Below are 16,915 nucleotides of genomic sequence, written 5' to 3'. Positions count from 1 at the left end.
GGCGCTCACGGCGCAGAAACCAGGTGGTGCGCGCTGTCGGGGGTCGGTGCCACGCTGGCGTGCATGAGCCGCACGATCCAGGTGACGTTCGACGCCCACGACCCGCGCGCCCAGTCGAGGTTCTGGGCGGCCGCGCTCGGCTACACCATCCCCGGCCCGCCGGGTGTCGAGGTGCCCGAGGGCGGTGACCCCCTCGCCGCGTGGGACGACTTCCTCACGCGGATCGGCGTCCCCGAGAGCGAGCACAACTCGCGCTCGGCGATCGAGGACCCGGACGGCGGCGGGCCACGTGTCTTCTTCCAGCAGGTGCCCGAGGACAAGGTCGCCAAGAACCGCGTCCACCTCGACGTGCGGGCCGCTCCCGGTCTGCAGGCCGAGGAGCGGATGGCCGCCCTCGAGGCGGAGTGCGAGCGCCTCGTCGGGCTGGGCGCCCGACGGCTGCGCAGGGTCGAGCCCCAGCCGCCGATGGAGGCCGGGTTCATCGTCATGGCCGACCCCGAGGACAACGAGTTCTGCCTCGACTGAGCGCCGCGTCAGTCGTGAGCGGTCGGCATACGGGTTCGCGAAGCGTTCACCTGCGAAGGGGCATCCGGACGTCGTCCGTGGCTAGGTTGTGGAGCACCCCCGCACGCCGACCAAGGACCGCACGATGAACCTCGCCCGAGCCGCCATGACCTGCGCCGCAGCGCTCCTCGCCCTCGCTCCCGCCGCCGGAGCCCAGGCAGCACCCTCCGACCCGCCCGGCACCGCGCGCGGCGAGTCCCTGAGGGTCGCGACCTACAACCTCTCGCTCAACCGCAACGCCGCCGGGCAGCTGGTCAGCGACCTCTCGACGCCCGACAACGCGCAGGCCAAGGCGGTCGCCGAGGTCATCCAGCGCGCGAACCCCGACATCGTCCTGCTCAACGAGTTCGACTACGTGGAGGGCGGCCGGGCCGTCGACCTCTTCCGCGACAACTACCTCGAGGTCGGCCACAACGGCGCGTCGCCGGTCGACTACCCCTACGCGTTCGTCGCGCCGTCCAACACCGGTGTCCCGAGCGGGTTCGACCTCAACAACGACGGCACCGTCGGCGGTGGCGACGACGCCTTCGGCTTCGGTCTCTTCCCGGGCCAGTACGGCATGGTCGTCCTCTCCAAGTACCCGATCCAGACCGACGCCGTCCGCACCTTCCAGCACTTCCTCTGGAAGGACATGCCCGGCAACGTCCTCCCGACCGACTGGTACTCACCGGCCGAGCAGGACATCCTGCGGCTGTCGAGCAAGTCGCACTGGGACGTCCCGGTGACCGTCGGCAAGCGCACCGTCCACGTCCTCGCCGCCCACCCGACGCCGCCGAGCTTCGACGGCCCCGAGGACCGCAACGGCCGCCGCAACCACGACGAGATCCGCTTCTGGGCCGACTACGTCACGCCGGGCAAGGGCTCCTACATCTACGACGACGCCGGCGCCCGCGGCGGGCTCAACCCGAGCCAGAGCTTCGTCATCCTCGGCGACTACAACGCCGACCCCTTCGACGGCGACTCCTACGACGGCGCCATCCACCAGCTGCTCGACAACAAGCGGATCGTCGACCCGCAGGCCACCTCCGAGGGAGCAGTCGAGGCGGCCCGGCTCCAGGGCGGCGCCAACCTCACCCACCGCGGTGACCCGAGGTACGACACCGCCGACTTCTCGGACAGCGCCCCGGGCAACCTCCGCGTCGACTACACCCTGTTCTCGCGCCACTTCACCGTCGACGACGCCGCCGTCTTCTGGCCCGTCCAGAGCGACCCGCTCTTCCGCCTTACCGGTGTCTTCCCGTTCCCGACGAGCGACCACCGCCTCGTCTGGGCGGACGTCACCCTCCGCTGACCTTCCCACCACGAACGACGCCGTATGCCGTGGCACCCGCTGGTGCCACGGCATACGGCGTCCGTGGTCGCGCGGGGGAGTGCTCCCCATCGTCAGGGAAGGGAGCGTGCCCTAGCGTCGTCGACGAACGGGCACGACGGGGGACGTCGGCCCACGGGCGGTGGGAGGCGAACGCATGGGTGACGAACGGATTCGGGTGGTCCCGGCCGACATGGGCGCGGACGCGGCGCAGTGGAGCTCTGCGTCGGAGTCCTTGGGACAGGCGCACCGTGCGGTCCCGGCGCTGGGGGTGTCGTTCGGCGGGTTCCAGTCCGTCGTCGGCACGAAGTACGCCGCCGCCGACCTCGCCGTCCGCAACGTCCTCGAGCTGGGTGCCTCCCGGCTCAGGGCAACCTCGACCAACGTGACGAGCAACAACGCCCAGACGACGAGCGACGACCGGGACGCCGACTCCCGGGTCCGCACCGCTGCCTCGGGTGGCGGCGGTGGCGGCACCGGGTCCGGCCCGGGCGCCGGCATCGGGGCGGGCGGAGACGGTGAGCACGGTGGCAAGGGCGAGGGGCACTACACCGACCTGCTCGGCCCGCAGGACCCGACGCCCGCCGACCCCATGCCGGCCGACCCCAAGGACCCCGACATTACCTTCGACCGCACGGTCGACCCCGAGACGGGCGAGGTCACGTGGACGCCCCGCGTCATGGAGCCGGGGGAGGGCCGGGCGGTCGACGGCCGCGACGTCGAGCGCATCCCGGAGCGGGCCGACCGCATCGTCGTGACGATGGTCGACGGCGAGCCGCGGATCACCTACGTCGACACCGACGCGCAGCCGCGCGACGGCGCGGCGTGGCAGTCGCACGGCGGACGCCCCATCGCCGACGCCGAGCCTCTCGACCTCGCGCAGGACCCGCAGCCGCGGGTCGTCGCCGGCAGCGGGGCGAGCGAGCCGACGGCGCAGCCGGTCCGCACCGAGTGGAACCGCGCCCTGCCCGAGGGCGCCGACTACGCCGTCGTCGAGCTGCGCGGGGGCGAGCCCCAACTCGTCTTCCTCGACGTCGACGGCAAGCAGGTCACGCAGGTGGCCGACGACCGGTTGCCGACCGGCCAGGTCCGGCACGAACCGAACGGAGTGCAGGCATGAGCACGGTGAGCGCATCGGTGCGCACCCTCCGCACGGGCCTCGGCACGTTGCGGACCTACGTCACGGGCATCGACAGCGAGTACATGACCTACGTCAACAGCCACAACGTCCACACGTGCGGGCCGCAGGGCGTGCACTACATCGACGGCTTCCGTCCCGGCTCCGGGCACTCGTGGCACGAGTACCGCGACAAGGTCTCGGCCGTCGTCACGTGGGCCGAGAAGTACGTCGACGACTCGGCCTGGGTCGACGCCCTCGACACCCGCGCGACGACGTGGCAGACGGCGACCGGACACGCCTCCGACGCCTACGACGACGTCGACACCAAGAACCTCCCGGCCGTCGAGAGCTGGCGCGGACCTGCCGGCCGGGCCTACCGCGAGGTCGTCCCGAAGATGCAGGCCGGCACGTCCTCGGCCTACTTCGGCGCGATGCACATGAAAGGCGCGTCCGAGTCGATCTCGACCGCGGGCGAGACGTTCTTCTCCCAGGTCGCCGAGGCCGTGTCCACCCTCGCGAGCAGCCTCACCCACTACACGCCGGCGCCCCCGCCCCGCCAGGAGGGCGACCCGCCCTCGGTGAGTGCGCAGGGCTCCTACAGCTGCGGGCTGCTCCACGACACCGACGACGCCGGCAACCACCCCTGGACCGCCATGACGTCGTGCGAGACCGCGCTGACGACGCTCGAGTCTGAGGTCGAGGAGGCGCTGCGCGTCCCGGGCGCCGGTGGGCCGGCCGCTGGCTTCGTCCCGGTGCCGGACTACTTCGCCGACGCCTGGCCGCCCGCCCCCGGTCGCCACTGACCTCACCCCGCCGGGACGCCGACGCACGGCGACGTATGCCGTCCGCCGCGCCACCCGGCATACGCGTCACGTCCGCGCCACACGGCATACGCGTCACGTCCGCGCCACACGGAGTACGGGGACGAGGGCGGCGCACCGCGGACTCGCGGTGCGCCGCCCTCGTGGTTGGTCGGGGGTCAGCCGGCGGGCGTCTCGACCCGCTCCCGCTCCTCCTCGCGCCGGGCGGCGACGAGGCTCGTCGTCGTGGCGGTCGCGAGGATGGCGAGGATGACGCCGAGCGAGAAGAGCGTCGGCACCTCGGGCACCCACGTCCAGACACCGTGCGCCCAGTGCAGGACGAGCTTGACGCCGATGAAGGCGAGGATGGCGGCGAGCCCGTGGCCGAGGTGCTTGAGCGAGCCGAGGGCGCCCTGAAGGACGAAGTAGAGCGCGCGCAGGCCGAGCAGGGCGAAGGCGTTCGTCGCGAAGACGAGGTAGGGGTCCTCGGTGATGCCGTAGACCGCGGGCACCGAGTCGATGGCGAAGACGATGTCGGTGCCGAGGATCGCGACGACGACGAGGGCCATCGGGGTGAGCATCCGGCGGCCGGCCTCGGTCACCGTCATCCGGGTTCCGCGGTAGTCGTGGGTCACCGGCCAGAAGCGGCGGAGGAGGCGGACCGAGCGCAGCGACGCGATGTCAACCTCGTGGTCGGCCTCGGACATCGCGTCCCGCAGGACCTTGACGGCGGTGGCGAGCAGGATCGCGCCGAAGAGCAGGAAGGCCCACGAGAAGGTCGCGATGAGCTGGGCACCGAGAGCGATGAAGATGCCGCGGAGCACGATCGCGCCGGCGACGCCGATGAGCAGGACCCGCTGCTGGTACTGCTTCGGCACCGCGAAGGCGGTGAGCAGCAGCATGAAGACGAAGAGGTTGTCGACCGAGAGCGACTTCTCGACGAGGTAGCCGGTGTAGTACTCGACACCGGTCTGGCTGCCGTGCGCGTTCCACAGCCAGACGCCGAAGCCGACGGGGATGGCGACGTAGAACGCCGACCAGGCGACGGCCTCCTTCATCGAGACCTCGTGCGGCCTCCTCGTCACGAGGAAGTCGAGCACGAGCAGCCCGATGACGGCGCCGATGGTCAGCAGCCAGATGGTGGGGGTGCCGACGGCGTCCGACGCTGCGGCAGGGGCGAGAGAGAGCATGAGCGGTCCTCACGACGTGGTGTCATGAGGTCTCCTTCACCTGCGGCGAACCGCTGGTGTCGTGCCGGAGCCACCGTCTGGGTGACCGAACTGACCGGACACGAGCTCGAGAAGTACTCCCCTCGTGAACAAAGTCTAGGGAGTCCTCGCGCCGCGGGGCAAAACGGCCGCGAGCTCCCGCGCGTCACGACCGGTCGGTGAGGGTAGAACCGAGGGGATGCAGACCTTCCTGCCCTGGCCCGACCCCCGTGACAGCGCGGCGGCCCTCGACGACCGCCGGCTCGGCAAGCAACGGGTCGAGACCTTCCAGGTGCTGCGCGCGCTCACCTGGCCGACCTACGGCTGGAAGAACCACCCGGCGACGCGCATGTGGCGCGGCTTCGTCCCCGGTCTCGTGGCCTACGGCCTGGCGTGCGTCGACGAGTGGCGCGCTCGCGGTCGGGCCGATGCGACCCGCGCCTCGCTCCTCGAGTTCACCGGCGGCCACGAGCCCGACTGGGACGCGCTCCACGACTCGGGCCGGCTCCCGCCGTGGGTCGGCGACGAGGCGGTGCACCTGAGCCACCGGTCGGCTCTCGTGCGCAAGGACCCCGAGCACTACCGCCCGCTCTTCGGCGACGTCCCCGACGACCTGCCCTACGTCTGGCCCGACCCGTCCTACCCGCGCTGGCCGCTGCCCTCGACCGCGGAGGCTCCCCTCCACCTCGCCGACGCGGTCGCCCACCTCGGCCTCGACGCGCCGCCGCCGCACGCCGAGGAGGTCGTGACCCGGCTCAGGGCGGGCAACGACGTCGTCCTGGCCGACGAGGACGCGGCCGAGGCGCCGACACTCGGTCTCCTCGCCGGCCTGTGCACGCGCGGGACGACGCTCTGGGTCGTGGACCGGTCGCCCCTGACCTCGACCGCGCCGGCACCTCAGGCGCGCGAGGGCACCGGTGCCGTGAGCTCGTCCATCGCCCGCCGGCCGACCGAGGCCGACCGGCTCGCCATGGCGGAGGAGGCGGCGACCCGGCCGGAGTTCCGCTTCGTCCGGCGCGGTCTCGTCACGCACGAGCTCGCCGACGACCTCGGCGCCGGGCTCGTCGTCACCCCGCGAGCGGCCGACCCCGGCCCGGAGACGGGACGGCCGAGGCTCGTCCTGCCCTGACCGCACCGGCGCGGCAGCCGGGGTGGGGACCGGACGGCATACGGGTGTGCACGGGGGCGACTCGCCCTGAAATAGGCTGGGCGGACCATGGCACGTCGCACCCCCGAAGGTCCCCCACCGCCCCCGGCGGTCCAGAAGCTCCGCATCCGCTACGCGAAGCGCGGACGGCTCCGCTTCTCCTCGACCCGGGACTTCGCCCGGGCGCTCGAGCGGGCCCTGCGGCGGGCCGGCGTGCCGATGGCCTTCTCCGCGGGGTTCCACCCGCACCCGAAGATCAGCTATGCCAACGCCGCCCCGACGGGGACCGCATCAGAGGCGGAGTACTTCGAGATCTCGGTGACCGAGCGGGTGGACCCCGAGGCGCTGCGCGTCGCGCTCGACGCGGCGCTCCCGCCCGACCTCGATGTCCTCGAGGCCGTCGAGGCGGGCCCGGGCAGCCTCGCCGAGCGTCTCGAGGGCAGTGTCTGGCGCCTCGAGATGCGCGGTGTCCCCACCCAGACCCTCATGTATGCCGTCGAGCGCTTCCTCGCGACCGAGGTCGCCGAGGTGACCCGGACGTTCAAGACCGGGCCCAGGACCTTCGACGTGAGATCGGCCGTCGTGTCGATGGTCGTCGCCGGGACCGACGACCCCTCGTGTGCGATACTGCAGATGGTCGTACGGCACACCACACCGTCCGTTCGCCCCGATGACATCCTGACCGCACTGCACGCCGTCTCCGAGCTCGAGCCTCCGGTGCCACCTCTGGTGACACGAGTGGCGCAGGGCCCGCTGCGCACCGCAGAGGCCGGGGTGGCCGATCCACTGGCCGCCGACAAGGACGCCATCGGTTCCTGAAGCGGTGCCGCAGCGGAGTTGACTCGCCGCGCGAACTGCCCCAGGGACAGCCCTTGACTTCCGTGGCGGGGACCCCTCCGCACACGATCGCTACTCCGAGCCCCACGGGGCCGGCAGGTCCGGACCTCCGGATGGTGTGGCTGACGGCTACGTGGCGCCAGAAGGGCCACCTGCAATGGCTACCCACGACGAACCCACCACGTCCTCCGAGGGTGACACCCCCACGCTGGACGTTCCCGGCACCGAGGCCTCCACGGGTGCGGAGCCCAAGGCCGCACCCCGGCGTCGCCGCGCGACGAAGAAGGCCGCCGCGCCTGCGGTGACCGAGACCGCCTCCGAGCCCGAGAGCACGACGGAGGAGTCCGCCGCCGCCGAGCCCGCGCCCGCCCCGAAGAAGCGGGCGCCCCGCAAGACCGCGAAGAAGGCGGCCAAGGCCACCCTGACCGACGAGGCTCCCGCCGAGGTCGCGGCGGCCACCCCGGACGAGCAGGCTCCGGCCGACGACAAGGCCGAGAAGCCGAAGAAGGCCACGACGTCCAGGGCCAAGAGGGCGACGTCCGCCGAGAGCGAGACCGTCGAGCAGGCCGAGGCGCCGAAGAAGCGCTCGCGCAGCCGCAAGGCCGCCACCGTCGAGCCGGAGCCGCTGCCCGAGCCCGAGGTCGTCGAGGACGCGGAGGACGAGGACGAGTCCGCCGAGGGGGAGACCGAGATCCTCCCAGAGGAGGTGCCCGCAGCCCCGGCCGCGATGTCGTCGTTCGGGCTCCTCTTCCAGGCGCCGGACGTGACCGCCGCGCCCCGTCGGCGCCGCGCCACCTCGCCCGCGCAGGCCCCGGCCGAGCGCCCCGCCGAGCCCACCGAACCCACCGAGCCCGTCGCCCAGGACGAGCCGGCCGAGGCGTCCGAGGACGAGTCGCGTGACGCGCGCGACGAGAGCGCCGAGGAGTCGGCCGAGGGCGGCCGTCGTCGCCGCCGTGGTGGCCGAGGCCGTCGGGGTCGCGGTGGCTCCGACCGCTCCGAGCAGGGTGACGCCAAGGCTGAGTCGAAGGGTGACGCCAAGGCCGACGCGAAGGCCGGCAAGGCCGACACCAAGGACAAGGGCGCAGCCGACGCCGCCGAGGCGTCCGACGACAGCGACTCCGGTCCCGCCGACGACTCGGGCGACACCGAGCAGGGCGAGAGTGGCTCGAGCCGCCGCCGCCGTCGCCGTCGTCGCTCCGGCCTTTCCGGTGACAGCGACGACCCGCCGGGCACCGTGACCAAGGTGCGCGAGCCGCGCAAGGACCGCGACGAGCCGACGGCCGTCAAGGGCTCCACCCGGCTCGAGGCCAAGAAGCAGCGCCGCCGCGAGGGTCGCGAGGCCGGACGCCGCCGCACGATCATCACCGAGGCCGAGTTCCTCGCCCGCCGGGAGTCGGTCGAGCGCGTCATGGCCGTGCGCGGCAAGGGCGACAAGACCCAGATCGGCGTCCTCGAGGACGGCGTCCTCGTCGAGCACTACGTCTCGCGCGAGTCCAACGCCTCGATGGCCGGCAACGTCTACCTCGGCCGCGTTCAGAACGTCCTTCCCTCGATGGAGGCGGCGTTCGTCGACATCGGCAAGGGCCGCAACGCCGTCCTCTACGCCGGCGAGGTCAACTGGGACGCCGCGGGCCTCGAGCAGAACCAGGCCAAGCGGATCGAGAACGCGCTCGGCTCCGGCGACACCGTCCTCGTCCAGGTGACCAAGGACCCCATCGGCCACAAGGGCGCCCGGCTCACGAGCCAGATCTCGCTGCCCGGCCGCTACCTCGTCTACGTGCCCGAGGGCTCGATGACGGGGATCTCGCGCAAGCTGCCCGACACCGAGCGTGCCCGCCTCAAGGCGATCCTCAAGGAGGTCGTCCCCGACTCCGCCGGCGTCATCGTGCGCACCGCGGCCGAGGGTGCCTCGGAGGAGGAGCTGCGCGCCGACGTCGAGCGGCTCACCAAGGCCTGGGACAACATTCAGAAGAAGGCCAAGGCCGCCGCGTCCAAGAAGGCGAGCAACGGCGGGGCGCCGGTCCTGCTCCACGGCGAGGCCGACCTCACCGTCCGGGTCATCCGCGACGTCTTCACCGAGGACTTCAGCGAGCTCATCGTCTCCGGCGACCAGGCGTGGTCCGAGGTGAGCGACTACGTCGAGGACGTCGCCCCCGACCTCGCCAAGCGCCTCACGCACTGGACCTCCGAGAACGACCTCTTCGCCCACTACCGGGTCGACGAGCAGATCGCCAAGGCGATGGACCGCAAGGTCTGGCTGCCCTCGGGTGGCTCCCTCGTCATCGACCGCACCGAGGCGATGACCGTCGTCGACGTCAACACCGGCAAGTTCGTCGGCTCGGGGGGCAACCTCGAGGAGACGGTCACCAAGAACAACATCGAGGCGGCCGAGGAGATCGTGCGCCAGCTCCGGCTGCGCGACATCGGCGGCATCATCGTCATCGACTTCATCGACATGGTGCTCGAGTCCAACCGCGACCTCGTCGTCCGCCGCCTCCTCGAGTGCCTCGGGCGCGACCGCACGAAGCACCAGGTCGCCGAGGTCACCTCGCTCGGGCTGGTCCAGATGACCCGCAAGCGGGTCGGCTCGGGCCTCATCGAGGTCTTCTCCGAGCCGTGCGAGCACTGTGCCGGCCGCGGCATCATCGTCCAGTCCGAGCCGATCGACCGCTCGAGCTCGGGCGGCGAGCAGGGCCACGCTCACGCCAACGGTGGCGGCAGCAGCGACAAGGGCTCCGGCCGGGGCCGCGGGCGTCGGGGCGGCAAGGGCAGCGAGACGGGCCAGGCCCAGAACGAGCCGGCCCCCGAACCGGCCCCGACGCACTCGGGCCCGACCGCCGCGCAGATCGCCGCCGCCGCGCACGCTGCCGCCATCAAGTCGATGTCCGGCGAGCACCACGACGACGACGTCGCCGAGCTCACCGGCCCGGCGCAGGACGACGCGACCGTGACCGCCTCCGCCCCGGCCGAGAGCGAGCCCACGTCGCCGACCGAGGACGCCCCTGAGGCCGCGGCCCCCGGGGAGACCACTGCGGTGGAGTCCTCGCCGGCCGAGCCGGCCACCGTCATCGCCGAGGTCGGGACCCGCGACGAGGAGCCCGAGCCGGTCCAGGCGGTCGCTCGTCCGGCGCAGCTCGACGAGCCCGTCGTCCGTCCTCGTCGCAAGCGCGGTCGGGTCGTCGCCCCCGCCGGTCCGCCGCGCGCCGCCGACGGCCCGTCCACCACCACCGAGTCCGCCCCCGCGGATTTGGAGCAGGTCGAGGGCGACCGCTAACCTAGACAGTCGGTGCGCCCACCGAGCCGATGTCCTGTGTTCCGGGGTAGCTATCAGCCGGTCATCCGAAGGCGCGCATCCTAGAAACCGAAAGTGAGTCCCACTGTGTACGCGATTGTTCGCGCAGGCGGTCGGCAGGAGAAGGTCTCCGTCGGAGACGTCCTCCTCGTCGACAAGGTCGGCCAGGCCGGCGACAGCATCGACCTGACCCCGCTCCTCGTCGTCGACGGCTCCACCGTCACCTCCGACGCGTCGAAGCTGGCCAAGGTGTCCGTCAAGGCCGAGGTCGTCAAGGCCGCCAAGGGCCCCAAGATCACGATCATGAAGTACAAGAACAAGACCGGCTACCGCAAGCGTCAGGGCCACCGCCAGCCGCTGACCCAGGTCAAGATCACCTCGATCGACGCCTGAGCGACCGGACCTTTAGAACACAGACTCACGAAGGTAGGCAGACATGGCACACAAGAAGGGTGCGTCCTCGACCCGCAACGGTCGCGACTCGAACGCACAGCGACTCGGCGTGAAGCGCTTCGGCGGCCAGCTCGTCAACGCGGGCGAGATCCTCGTCCGCCAGCGCGGCACGCACTTCCACCCCGGTGACGGCGTCGGCCGCGGTGGCGACGACACGCTGTTCGCGCTCGTCGCGGGCAACGTCGAGTTCGGCACCAAGCGCCGCCGCAAGGTCGTCAACATCGTCCCCGTCGCGGAGACCGCCGCGGCTGAGTGACCCAGCGCCACACGCACAGGCGCCCGTATGCCGTGAGGTCCAGCACCCGGCATACGGGCGCCTTTGCGTTTGCGTGCGTCCGCAACTCTGGGGGCCAGGTCGTCGGGTTGCCGGACGCAAGGCCCGTGCCAGCTCGCCCATAGACTGAACCACCTCGCACCACCCGCACCACTCACCCCGTCGAAAGCAGGAACAGAGCATGGCCGTCAACTTCGTGGACCGCGTCGTCCTGCACGTCGCGGCCGGTGACGGCGGGCACGGCGTGGCCTCGGTCAAGCGCGAGAAGTTCAAGCCGCTCGGTGGGCCCGACGGCGGCAACGGCGGCAAGGGCGGCTCGGTCGTCCTCGCGGTCGACCCTCAGTCGACGACGCTGCTCGACTACCACCACACCCCGCACCGCCGCGCGACCAACGGCAAGCCCGGCGCCGGCGACGAGCGCAATGGTGGCGACGGCGCCGACCTCGTCCTGCCCGTCCCGGAGGGCACCGTCGTCAAGAACGCCGCCGGCGACATCCTCGCCGACCTCGTCGGCCACGACGCGACCTTCGTCGTGGCCCAGGGCGGCCGCGGCGGGCTCGGCAACAAGGCGCTGGCCTCGGCCCGCCGCAAGGCCCCCGGCTTCGCGCTCCTCGGCGAGCCCGGCGACGCCCTCGACATCGTGCTCGAGCTCAAGTCGCTCGCCGACGTCGCCCTCATCGGCTTCCCGAGCGCGGGCAAGTCCTCGCTCGTCTCGGTGCTCAGCGCGGCCAAGCCGAAGATCGCCGACTACCCCTTCACGACGCTCGTGCCGAACCTCGGTGTCGTCACGGCGGGCAGCGAGCGCTACACGATCGCCGACGTGCCCGGTCTCATCCCCGGCGCGAGCGAGGGCAAGGGGCTCGGTCTCGAGTTCCTGCGCCACGTCGAGCGCTGCTCGGTCCTCGTCCACGTCGTCGACTGCGCGACGCTGGAGCCCGGTCGCGACCCGATGACCGACCTCGACGTCATCGAGGCCGAGCTCGCGGCCTACGTCCCCGACAACAGCCTCGGTGGCCGCCCGCTCTCCGAGCGCACCCGCATCGTCGTCCTCAACAAGGCCGACGTCCCCGACGCCCGCGACCTCGCCGAGATGGTCAGGCCCGACCTTGAGGAGCGCGGGCTCGAGGTGCACGTCGTCAGCGCTGTCGCCCACATCGGCCTCAAGGAGCTGACCTTCAGCCTGGCCAGGCACGTCGCCGAGGCCCGTGCCGAGATCGAGGCGCAGATCGTCGAGCGCCCCCGCGCCGTCGTCCGGCCCAAGGCGGTCGACGACACCGGCTTCACCGTGCGCCGCGAGAACACCGCCGACGGCGAGATCTTCCGCGTCCTCGGCGACCGCCCCACCCGCTGGATCCGCCAGACCGACTTCTCCAACGACGAGGCCGTCGGCTACCTCGCCGACCGGCTCAACCGCCTCGGTGTCGAGGAGGAGCTCTTCAAGGCCGGTGCGGTCGCGGGCTCGACCGTCGTCATCGGCCCCGAGGAGAACGCCGTCATCTTCGACTGGGAGCCCACGATGGCGGCCGGCGCCGAGCTGCTCACGGGGCCCCGTGGCACCGACCTGCGCCTCGGGGAGTCCGACCGCAAGACCCGTGGTCAGAAGCGCGAGGAGTTCCACGGCCGCAAGGACGCCCAGACGGCCGCCCGCGAGACCCTCGCGGCCGAGCGCAAGGCCGGTCACTGGTCCACGGTCCGCGACGACGGCGACGAGTGAGGTCGAGGGGTGGGCACTGAGGCGGTGCTGCGTGCCGCGGTCGGCGGTGCGCGACGGGTCGTCGTCAAGGTCGGCTCGTCCTCGCTCACCGGTCCCGGTGGCGGGGCCATCGACGAGACACGTCTCGTCGCGCTCGTCGACCACCTCGCGTCGGTCCGGGCCCGCGGGGGAGAGGTCGTCCTCGTCTCGTCCGGAGCCATCGCGGCAGGTCTCGGCCCGCTCGGGCTGACCTCCCGGCCACGTGACCTCGCGACCCAGCAGGCGGCGGCCTCGGTCGGGCAGGGCGCCCTCGTCGCGGCCTACGCCCGCGCCTTCGCCCGCCACCAGCTCACCGTCGGCCAGGTCCTCCTCACCGCGGACGACGTCACCCGGCGCACCCACTACACCAACGCTCGCCGCACCCTGACACGGTTGCTGGACCTCGGCATCGTGCCCGTCGTCAACGAGAACGACACGGTCGCGACCCACGAGATCCGCTTCGGCGACAACGACCGGCTCGCCGCGCTCGTCTCCCACCTCGTCGGCGCCGACGCGCTCGTCCTGCTCACCGACGTCGACGCGCTCTACGACGGCCCGCCGTCACGCCCGGGCTCGTCCCGGATCTCCGCGGTGCTGCACCCCGGCGACCTCGAGGGCGTCGAGATCGGTGGCACCGGCAGCTCGGTCGGCAGTGGCGGGATGGCGACCAAGGTGGAGTCGGCCGGCATCGCGGGGGCGGCCGGCATACCGACCGTCCTGTCGCGGCTCGCGGACGCGGGGCGTGCGCTCGAAGGCGAGGACGTCGGCACCGTCTTCGCGCCGCAGGCGCGCTCGCGCGCGTCACGACAGCTCTGGATCGCTCACGCAACGACGCCACGCGGGCGGCTCATGGTCGACGAGGGTGCGGTGACCGCGCTGACCAAGCGGCGCACGTCGCTGCTGCCCGCCGGCATCGTCGAGGTCCGAGGCACGTTCGTCGGTGGCGACCCGGTCGACGTGTGCGCGCCCGACGGACGCGCCGTCGCCCGGGGTCTCGTGAACTACAGCTCCGGCGAGCTGCCGCCGATGCTCGGCCGGACGACGCACGACCTGGCGCGCGACCTCGGTGCGGCCTACGAACGCGAGGTCATCCACCGTGACGACCTCGTCCTCCTCTGACCCATCTTTTGCTCCTCGTGCGGGAACGTTGAGGGTCCGGAGGGAACCTCTCCCTCCGGACCTCACACGTCCGTCCGTATGCCGTCCGCCCGGCTCAGAAGAGGCGCGTCACCTCGAACTGCATCCGCGGCTCGGCGATCTCCTGCTGCGACTGCACGAGCTGGAGCTCACGGGCGCCCGAGTCGAGGGTCCGCTGGAGCAGGTCGAAGACGCTCGACACGGTGCGGCCGAGCGCGACGCCCGCGTCGCCGGTGTCGAGCAGGTGCGCCGTGAAGAGCGCCGCCGTGACGTCGCCGGAGCCGTTGGCCTTCATCGGCAGCTGCGGCGTCTGCACGATCCACGCACCGTCGCCGTGGACGGCCAGCATCTCGATGGTGTCGGCCGGGCGGTCCGGACGCAGCACCGACGTCACGAGAACCGTCGAGGGGCCCATCGCGCGCGCGGCCTCGACCGACGCGAGCGTGTCCTCGAGGCTCTCGGGCTCGGTGTCGGTGAGGAAGCCGAGCTCGAACTGGTTGGGCGTGATGAGGTCGGCCTGCGGCACGACGCGCTCGCGCAGGAGCACCGGGATCGCGGGGTGGACGAAACAGCCGGACTTCGCGTTGCCCATGACGGGGTCGCAGGCATAGATCGCGTCCGGGTTCGCGGCCTTGACCCGGCGCACCGCGTCGAGGATGACGTCGCCGATCTCCTCGCCGCCCTGGTAGCCCGACAGCACGGCGTCGATCGCGGGCATGGCCTCGCGTTCCTCGATGCCGGTGATGACCTCGCGCACGTCGTCGGCGGGCAGCAGCGGTCCGCGCCACGCGCCGTAGCCGGTGTGGTTGCTGAAGTGGACCGTGTTGACCGGCCAGACCTCGACCCCGAGGCGCTGCAGCGGGAAGACGGCGGCGCTGTTGCCGACGTGGCCGTAGGCGACCGAGGACTGGATGCTGAGGATCGTCGTCACGCCGGCCATCCTCGCACCCGCCGCGGTTCCCTGAGATGCCCGTATGCCGTCCGCCCACCTCGACCTACGCTGGTTGCCATGGCTGCCTCCTCCGTCGCCGACCTCGACCCGGCCGACATCGCGCGTGTCTCGGACCTCGCCGCGAAGGCACGGGAGGCGTCACGACGTCTCGTCCTGCTGAGCCGCGCCGACAAGGACGACGCCCTGCGGGCCATGGCCGACGCCCTCGACGCCGACGCGGACGCCGTCGTCGCCGCCAACGCCGAGGACGTCGAGCGTGGGCGCGCCGGAGGCATGGCCGAGGGCCTCGTCGACCGGCTCACGCTCGACCGCGACCGGGTCGCCGCTGTGGCCCACGCCCTGCGCGACATCGCCGCGCTGCCCGACCCGGTGGGTGAGGTCGTGCGCGGCTCGACGCTCGCCAACGGCCTGCAGATCCGTCAGGTGCGGGTGCCGATGGGGGTCGTCGGCATGATCTACGAGGCGCGCCCCAACGTCACCGTCGACGCCGCCGGGCTCGGTCTCAAGTCGGGCAACGCCGTCATCCTGCGTGGCGGCTCCGCCGCCGAGTCGACCAACCGCGCCCTCGTCACGGTGATGCGCCGGTCGCTCGAGCAGCACGGACTGCCTGCCGACGCCATCGGACTCCTCGAGGGTGGGCGCGACGCGGTGCGGGCGCTGCTCACCGCCCGCGGCCAGGTCGACCTCATCATTCCGCGCGGGGGATCGGGGCTCATCCAGACCGTCGTCACCGAGTCGACCGTGCCCGTCATCGAGACCGGCGTCGGCAACTGCCACGTCTACGTCGACGCCGCGGCCGACCTCGACAAGGCGCTCGCCATCGCCGTCAACGCCAAGACCCACCGCCCGAGCGTGTGCAACGCCGCCGAGACCCTCCTCGTCCACGCCTCGCTCGCCGACGAGTTCCTGCCCAAGGTCCTCGCCGAGCTGTCCGGCGCGGGAGTCACGCTCCACACGGACGCCGCGGCCGGGAGCGCTGCGGAGGCGGCCGGCATACCGCACGTCAGGGCGACCGAGGAGGACTGGGATACCGAGTACCTCGCCCTCGAGATGGCCGTCGGCGTCGTGCCGGACCTCAACGCAGCGCTCGCGCACGTGCGGGCCCACTCGAGCGGGCACACGGAGGCGATCGTCACTGAGGACCGGGCTGCGGCGCGCCGGTTCACGACGGAGGTCGACGCGGCCGCGGTCATGGTCAACGCCTCCACGAGGTTCACCGACGGTGGCGAGTTCGGCTTCGGCGCCGAGATCGGCATCTCCACGCAGAAGCTCCACGCGCGCGGTCCGATGGCGCTGCCGGAGCTGACGACGACGAAGTGGATCGTCGAGGGCGACGGCCAGGTCCGCTGAGCGGCACGTCGGTCAGCCCATCGCCTGCAAGCGCTGGAAGGCGTCGCCCGCGACGAGGAAGCCGATGATGCCGAAGATCCACCCGAGCATCTCGTCCTTGGTGCGCTCGCCCCAGCGGTGCACCCGCTCGAGGACCGGCCGGACGCGGTCGTGGGCGGCAAGGCGCAGGCCGAGCAGCGCCAGTGCCGGCAGGACCATGACGACCACGTATGCCGCGAGGAGACCGGCGCTCGCCGCCGTCCCCACGCTGGCCGTGAGGATGCCGACGGCTCCGAGGTAGGGAAGCATCGAGGCCGCCTCGACGAGCCCGGCCCCGAGGGCCACGAGCGAGACGGTGCCGACGGTGGCGTCGGCGCCCACGGCGCGTGAGGTCCAGCGCTGCATGCGCGTCGGGCGATCACCGCGACGGGCTCGGCGGGCCGCGCCGCGCTTGCGCGTGAAGGCGAAGCTCGCCCCGAAGAGCGCCACGCCGACGACGAGCTGCGCGATCGTCACCGGTCGGGAGTCAGCCCACGCCGAGAGCGAGGCGGCCACGCCTGTCAGGGCCTGCGCGCCGAGGAGGAGGCCGAGTCCCAGCAGCCAGTAGAAGCCGGCGATGACCGCGACGTAGGCGAGCACCGCGACGGCACGGACCCGCGGCTGGACGAGCATCCACACGGGGACCCCGAGCGTGCCGAAGCTCGTGCTGTCGACGAGCGCGAGCAGGGCGAGCCCGCCGATGACGGCCACATCCATGGCGC

General features: G+C 72.3%; 15 protein-coding genes. 12 read left to right on the top strand and 3 right to left on the bottom strand.

Annotated features, from left to right (window positions below):
* Positions 1–63: 63 nt before the first annotated feature.
* The 4 genes from ACOJV7_RS13920 to ACOJV7_RS13905 all read left to right on the top strand — a co-directional run bounded on the left by ACOJV7_RS13920 (position 64) and on the right by ACOJV7_RS13905 (position 3,796).
* Entirely contained in the window at positions 64–525 is a 462-nt protein-coding gene (locus ACOJV7_RS13920) for a VOC family protein (protein WP_420190821.1), read from the top strand.
* 124 nt (positions 526–649) lie between these two features.
* Positions 650–1,855, top strand: coding sequence for an endonuclease/exonuclease/phosphatase family protein (locus ACOJV7_RS13915; RefSeq protein WP_420190820.1), 1,206 nt, complete (start codon positions 650–652; stop codon positions 1,853–1,855).
* Between the two features lie 175 nt (positions 1,856–2,030).
* Positions 2,031–2,993, top strand: coding sequence for a hypothetical protein (locus tag ACOJV7_RS13910; RefSeq protein ID WP_420190819.1), 963 nt, complete (start codon positions 2,031–2,033; stop codon positions 2,991–2,993).
* On the top strand, positions 2,990–3,796 hold the full coding sequence (locus ACOJV7_RS13905) for a hypothetical protein (RefSeq protein WP_420190818.1): 807 nt from the start codon (positions 2,990–2,992) through the stop codon (positions 3,794–3,796). Before ACOJV7_RS13910 ends, ACOJV7_RS13905 begins: the two co-directional genes overlap by 4 nt.
* 176 nt (positions 3,797–3,972) lie before the next feature.
* On the opposite strand, the gene ACOJV7_RS13900 is transcribed toward ACOJV7_RS13905, so the two are convergent.
* Positions 3,973–4,983, bottom strand: coding sequence for a TerC/Alx family metal homeostasis membrane protein (locus ACOJV7_RS13900; RefSeq protein WP_420190817.1), 1,011 nt, complete (start codon positions 4,981–4,983; stop codon positions 3,973–3,975).
* Positions 4,984–5,200: 217 nt separating this feature from the next.
* Here ACOJV7_RS13900 and ACOJV7_RS13895 point away from each other — a divergent pair, with 217 nt between their 5' ends.
* The 7 genes from ACOJV7_RS13895 to proB all read left to right on the top strand — a co-directional run bounded on the left by ACOJV7_RS13895 (position 5,201) and on the right by proB (position 13,855).
* Complete coding sequence (locus tag ACOJV7_RS13895; protein WP_420190816.1) at positions 5,201–6,130, top strand: MSMEG_6728 family protein; 930 nt, start codon at positions 5,201–5,203, stop codon at positions 6,128–6,130.
* A gap of 87 nt (positions 6,131–6,217) precedes the next feature.
* Positions 6,218–6,967: a TIGR03936 family radical SAM-associated protein gene (locus ACOJV7_RS13890; RefSeq protein WP_420190815.1), complete on the top strand. Its 750-nt coding sequence runs from the start codon at positions 6,218–6,220 to the stop codon at positions 6,965–6,967.
* A 175-nt stretch (positions 6,968–7,142) separates the two neighbouring features.
* Positions 7,143–10,259 (top strand): Rne/Rng family ribonuclease, encoded by a 3,117-nt coding sequence (locus ACOJV7_RS13885; RefSeq protein ID WP_420190814.1) that lies wholly within the window; start codon positions 7,143–7,145, stop codon positions 10,257–10,259.
* A 105-nt stretch (positions 10,260–10,364) separates the two neighbouring features.
* Positions 10,365–10,670, top strand: coding sequence for a 50S ribosomal protein L21 (rplU, locus tag ACOJV7_RS13880; protein WP_035948939.1), 306 nt, complete (start codon positions 10,365–10,367; stop codon positions 10,668–10,670).
* A gap of 43 nt (positions 10,671–10,713) precedes the next feature.
* The gene (gene rpmA / locus ACOJV7_RS13875) at positions 10,714–10,986 is read left to right on the top strand and encodes a 50S ribosomal protein L27 (protein ID WP_035907325.1); all 273 of its coding nucleotides are present in this window, start codon (positions 10,714–10,716) and stop codon (positions 10,984–10,986) included.
* Positions 10,987–11,185: 199 nt separating this feature from the next.
* Positions 11,186–12,718 carry a GTPase ObgE gene (gene obgE / locus ACOJV7_RS13870; RefSeq protein ID WP_420190813.1) on the top strand — a complete coding sequence of 511 codons (1,533 nt, stop codon included), beginning with the start codon at positions 11,186–11,188 and terminating at the stop codon, positions 12,716–12,718.
* Positions 12,719–12,727: 9 nt separating this feature from the next.
* A complete protein-coding gene (proB, locus tag ACOJV7_RS13865) occupies positions 12,728–13,855 on the top strand; it encodes a glutamate 5-kinase (RefSeq protein ID WP_420190812.1) in 1,128 nt (375 codons plus the stop codon).
* Positions 13,856–13,949: 94 nt separating this feature from the next.
* On the opposite strand, the gene pdxY is transcribed toward proB, so the two are convergent.
* Positions 13,950–14,804 (bottom strand): pyridoxal kinase PdxY, encoded by an 855-nt coding sequence (gene pdxY, locus ACOJV7_RS13860; protein WP_420190811.1) that lies wholly within the window; start codon positions 14,802–14,804, stop codon positions 13,950–13,952.
* 78 nt (positions 14,805–14,882) lie between these two features.
* Between pdxY and ACOJV7_RS13855 the strand changes: the two genes are divergently transcribed.
* A complete protein-coding gene (locus ACOJV7_RS13855) occupies positions 14,883–16,175 on the top strand; it encodes a glutamate-5-semialdehyde dehydrogenase (protein WP_420190810.1) in 1,293 nt (430 codons plus the stop codon).
* Between the two features lie 12 nt (positions 16,176–16,187).
* Here the strand turns inward: ACOJV7_RS13855 and ACOJV7_RS13850 are convergent, their stop codons facing one another.
* Positions 16,188–16,910 (bottom strand): GAP family protein, encoded by a 723-nt coding sequence (locus ACOJV7_RS13850; protein ID WP_420190809.1) that lies wholly within the window; start codon positions 16,908–16,910, stop codon positions 16,188–16,190.
* Positions 16,911–16,915 lie beyond the last annotated feature (5 nt).

Source organism: Knoellia tibetensis (assembly GCF_048606415.1).
GTDB lineage: Bacteria > Actinomycetota > Actinomycetes > Actinomycetales > Dermatophilaceae > Knoellia > Knoellia tibetensis.
Note: the sequence above shows the minus strand (reverse complement) of the source record. Positions and strands in the feature narration are given on the sequence as shown.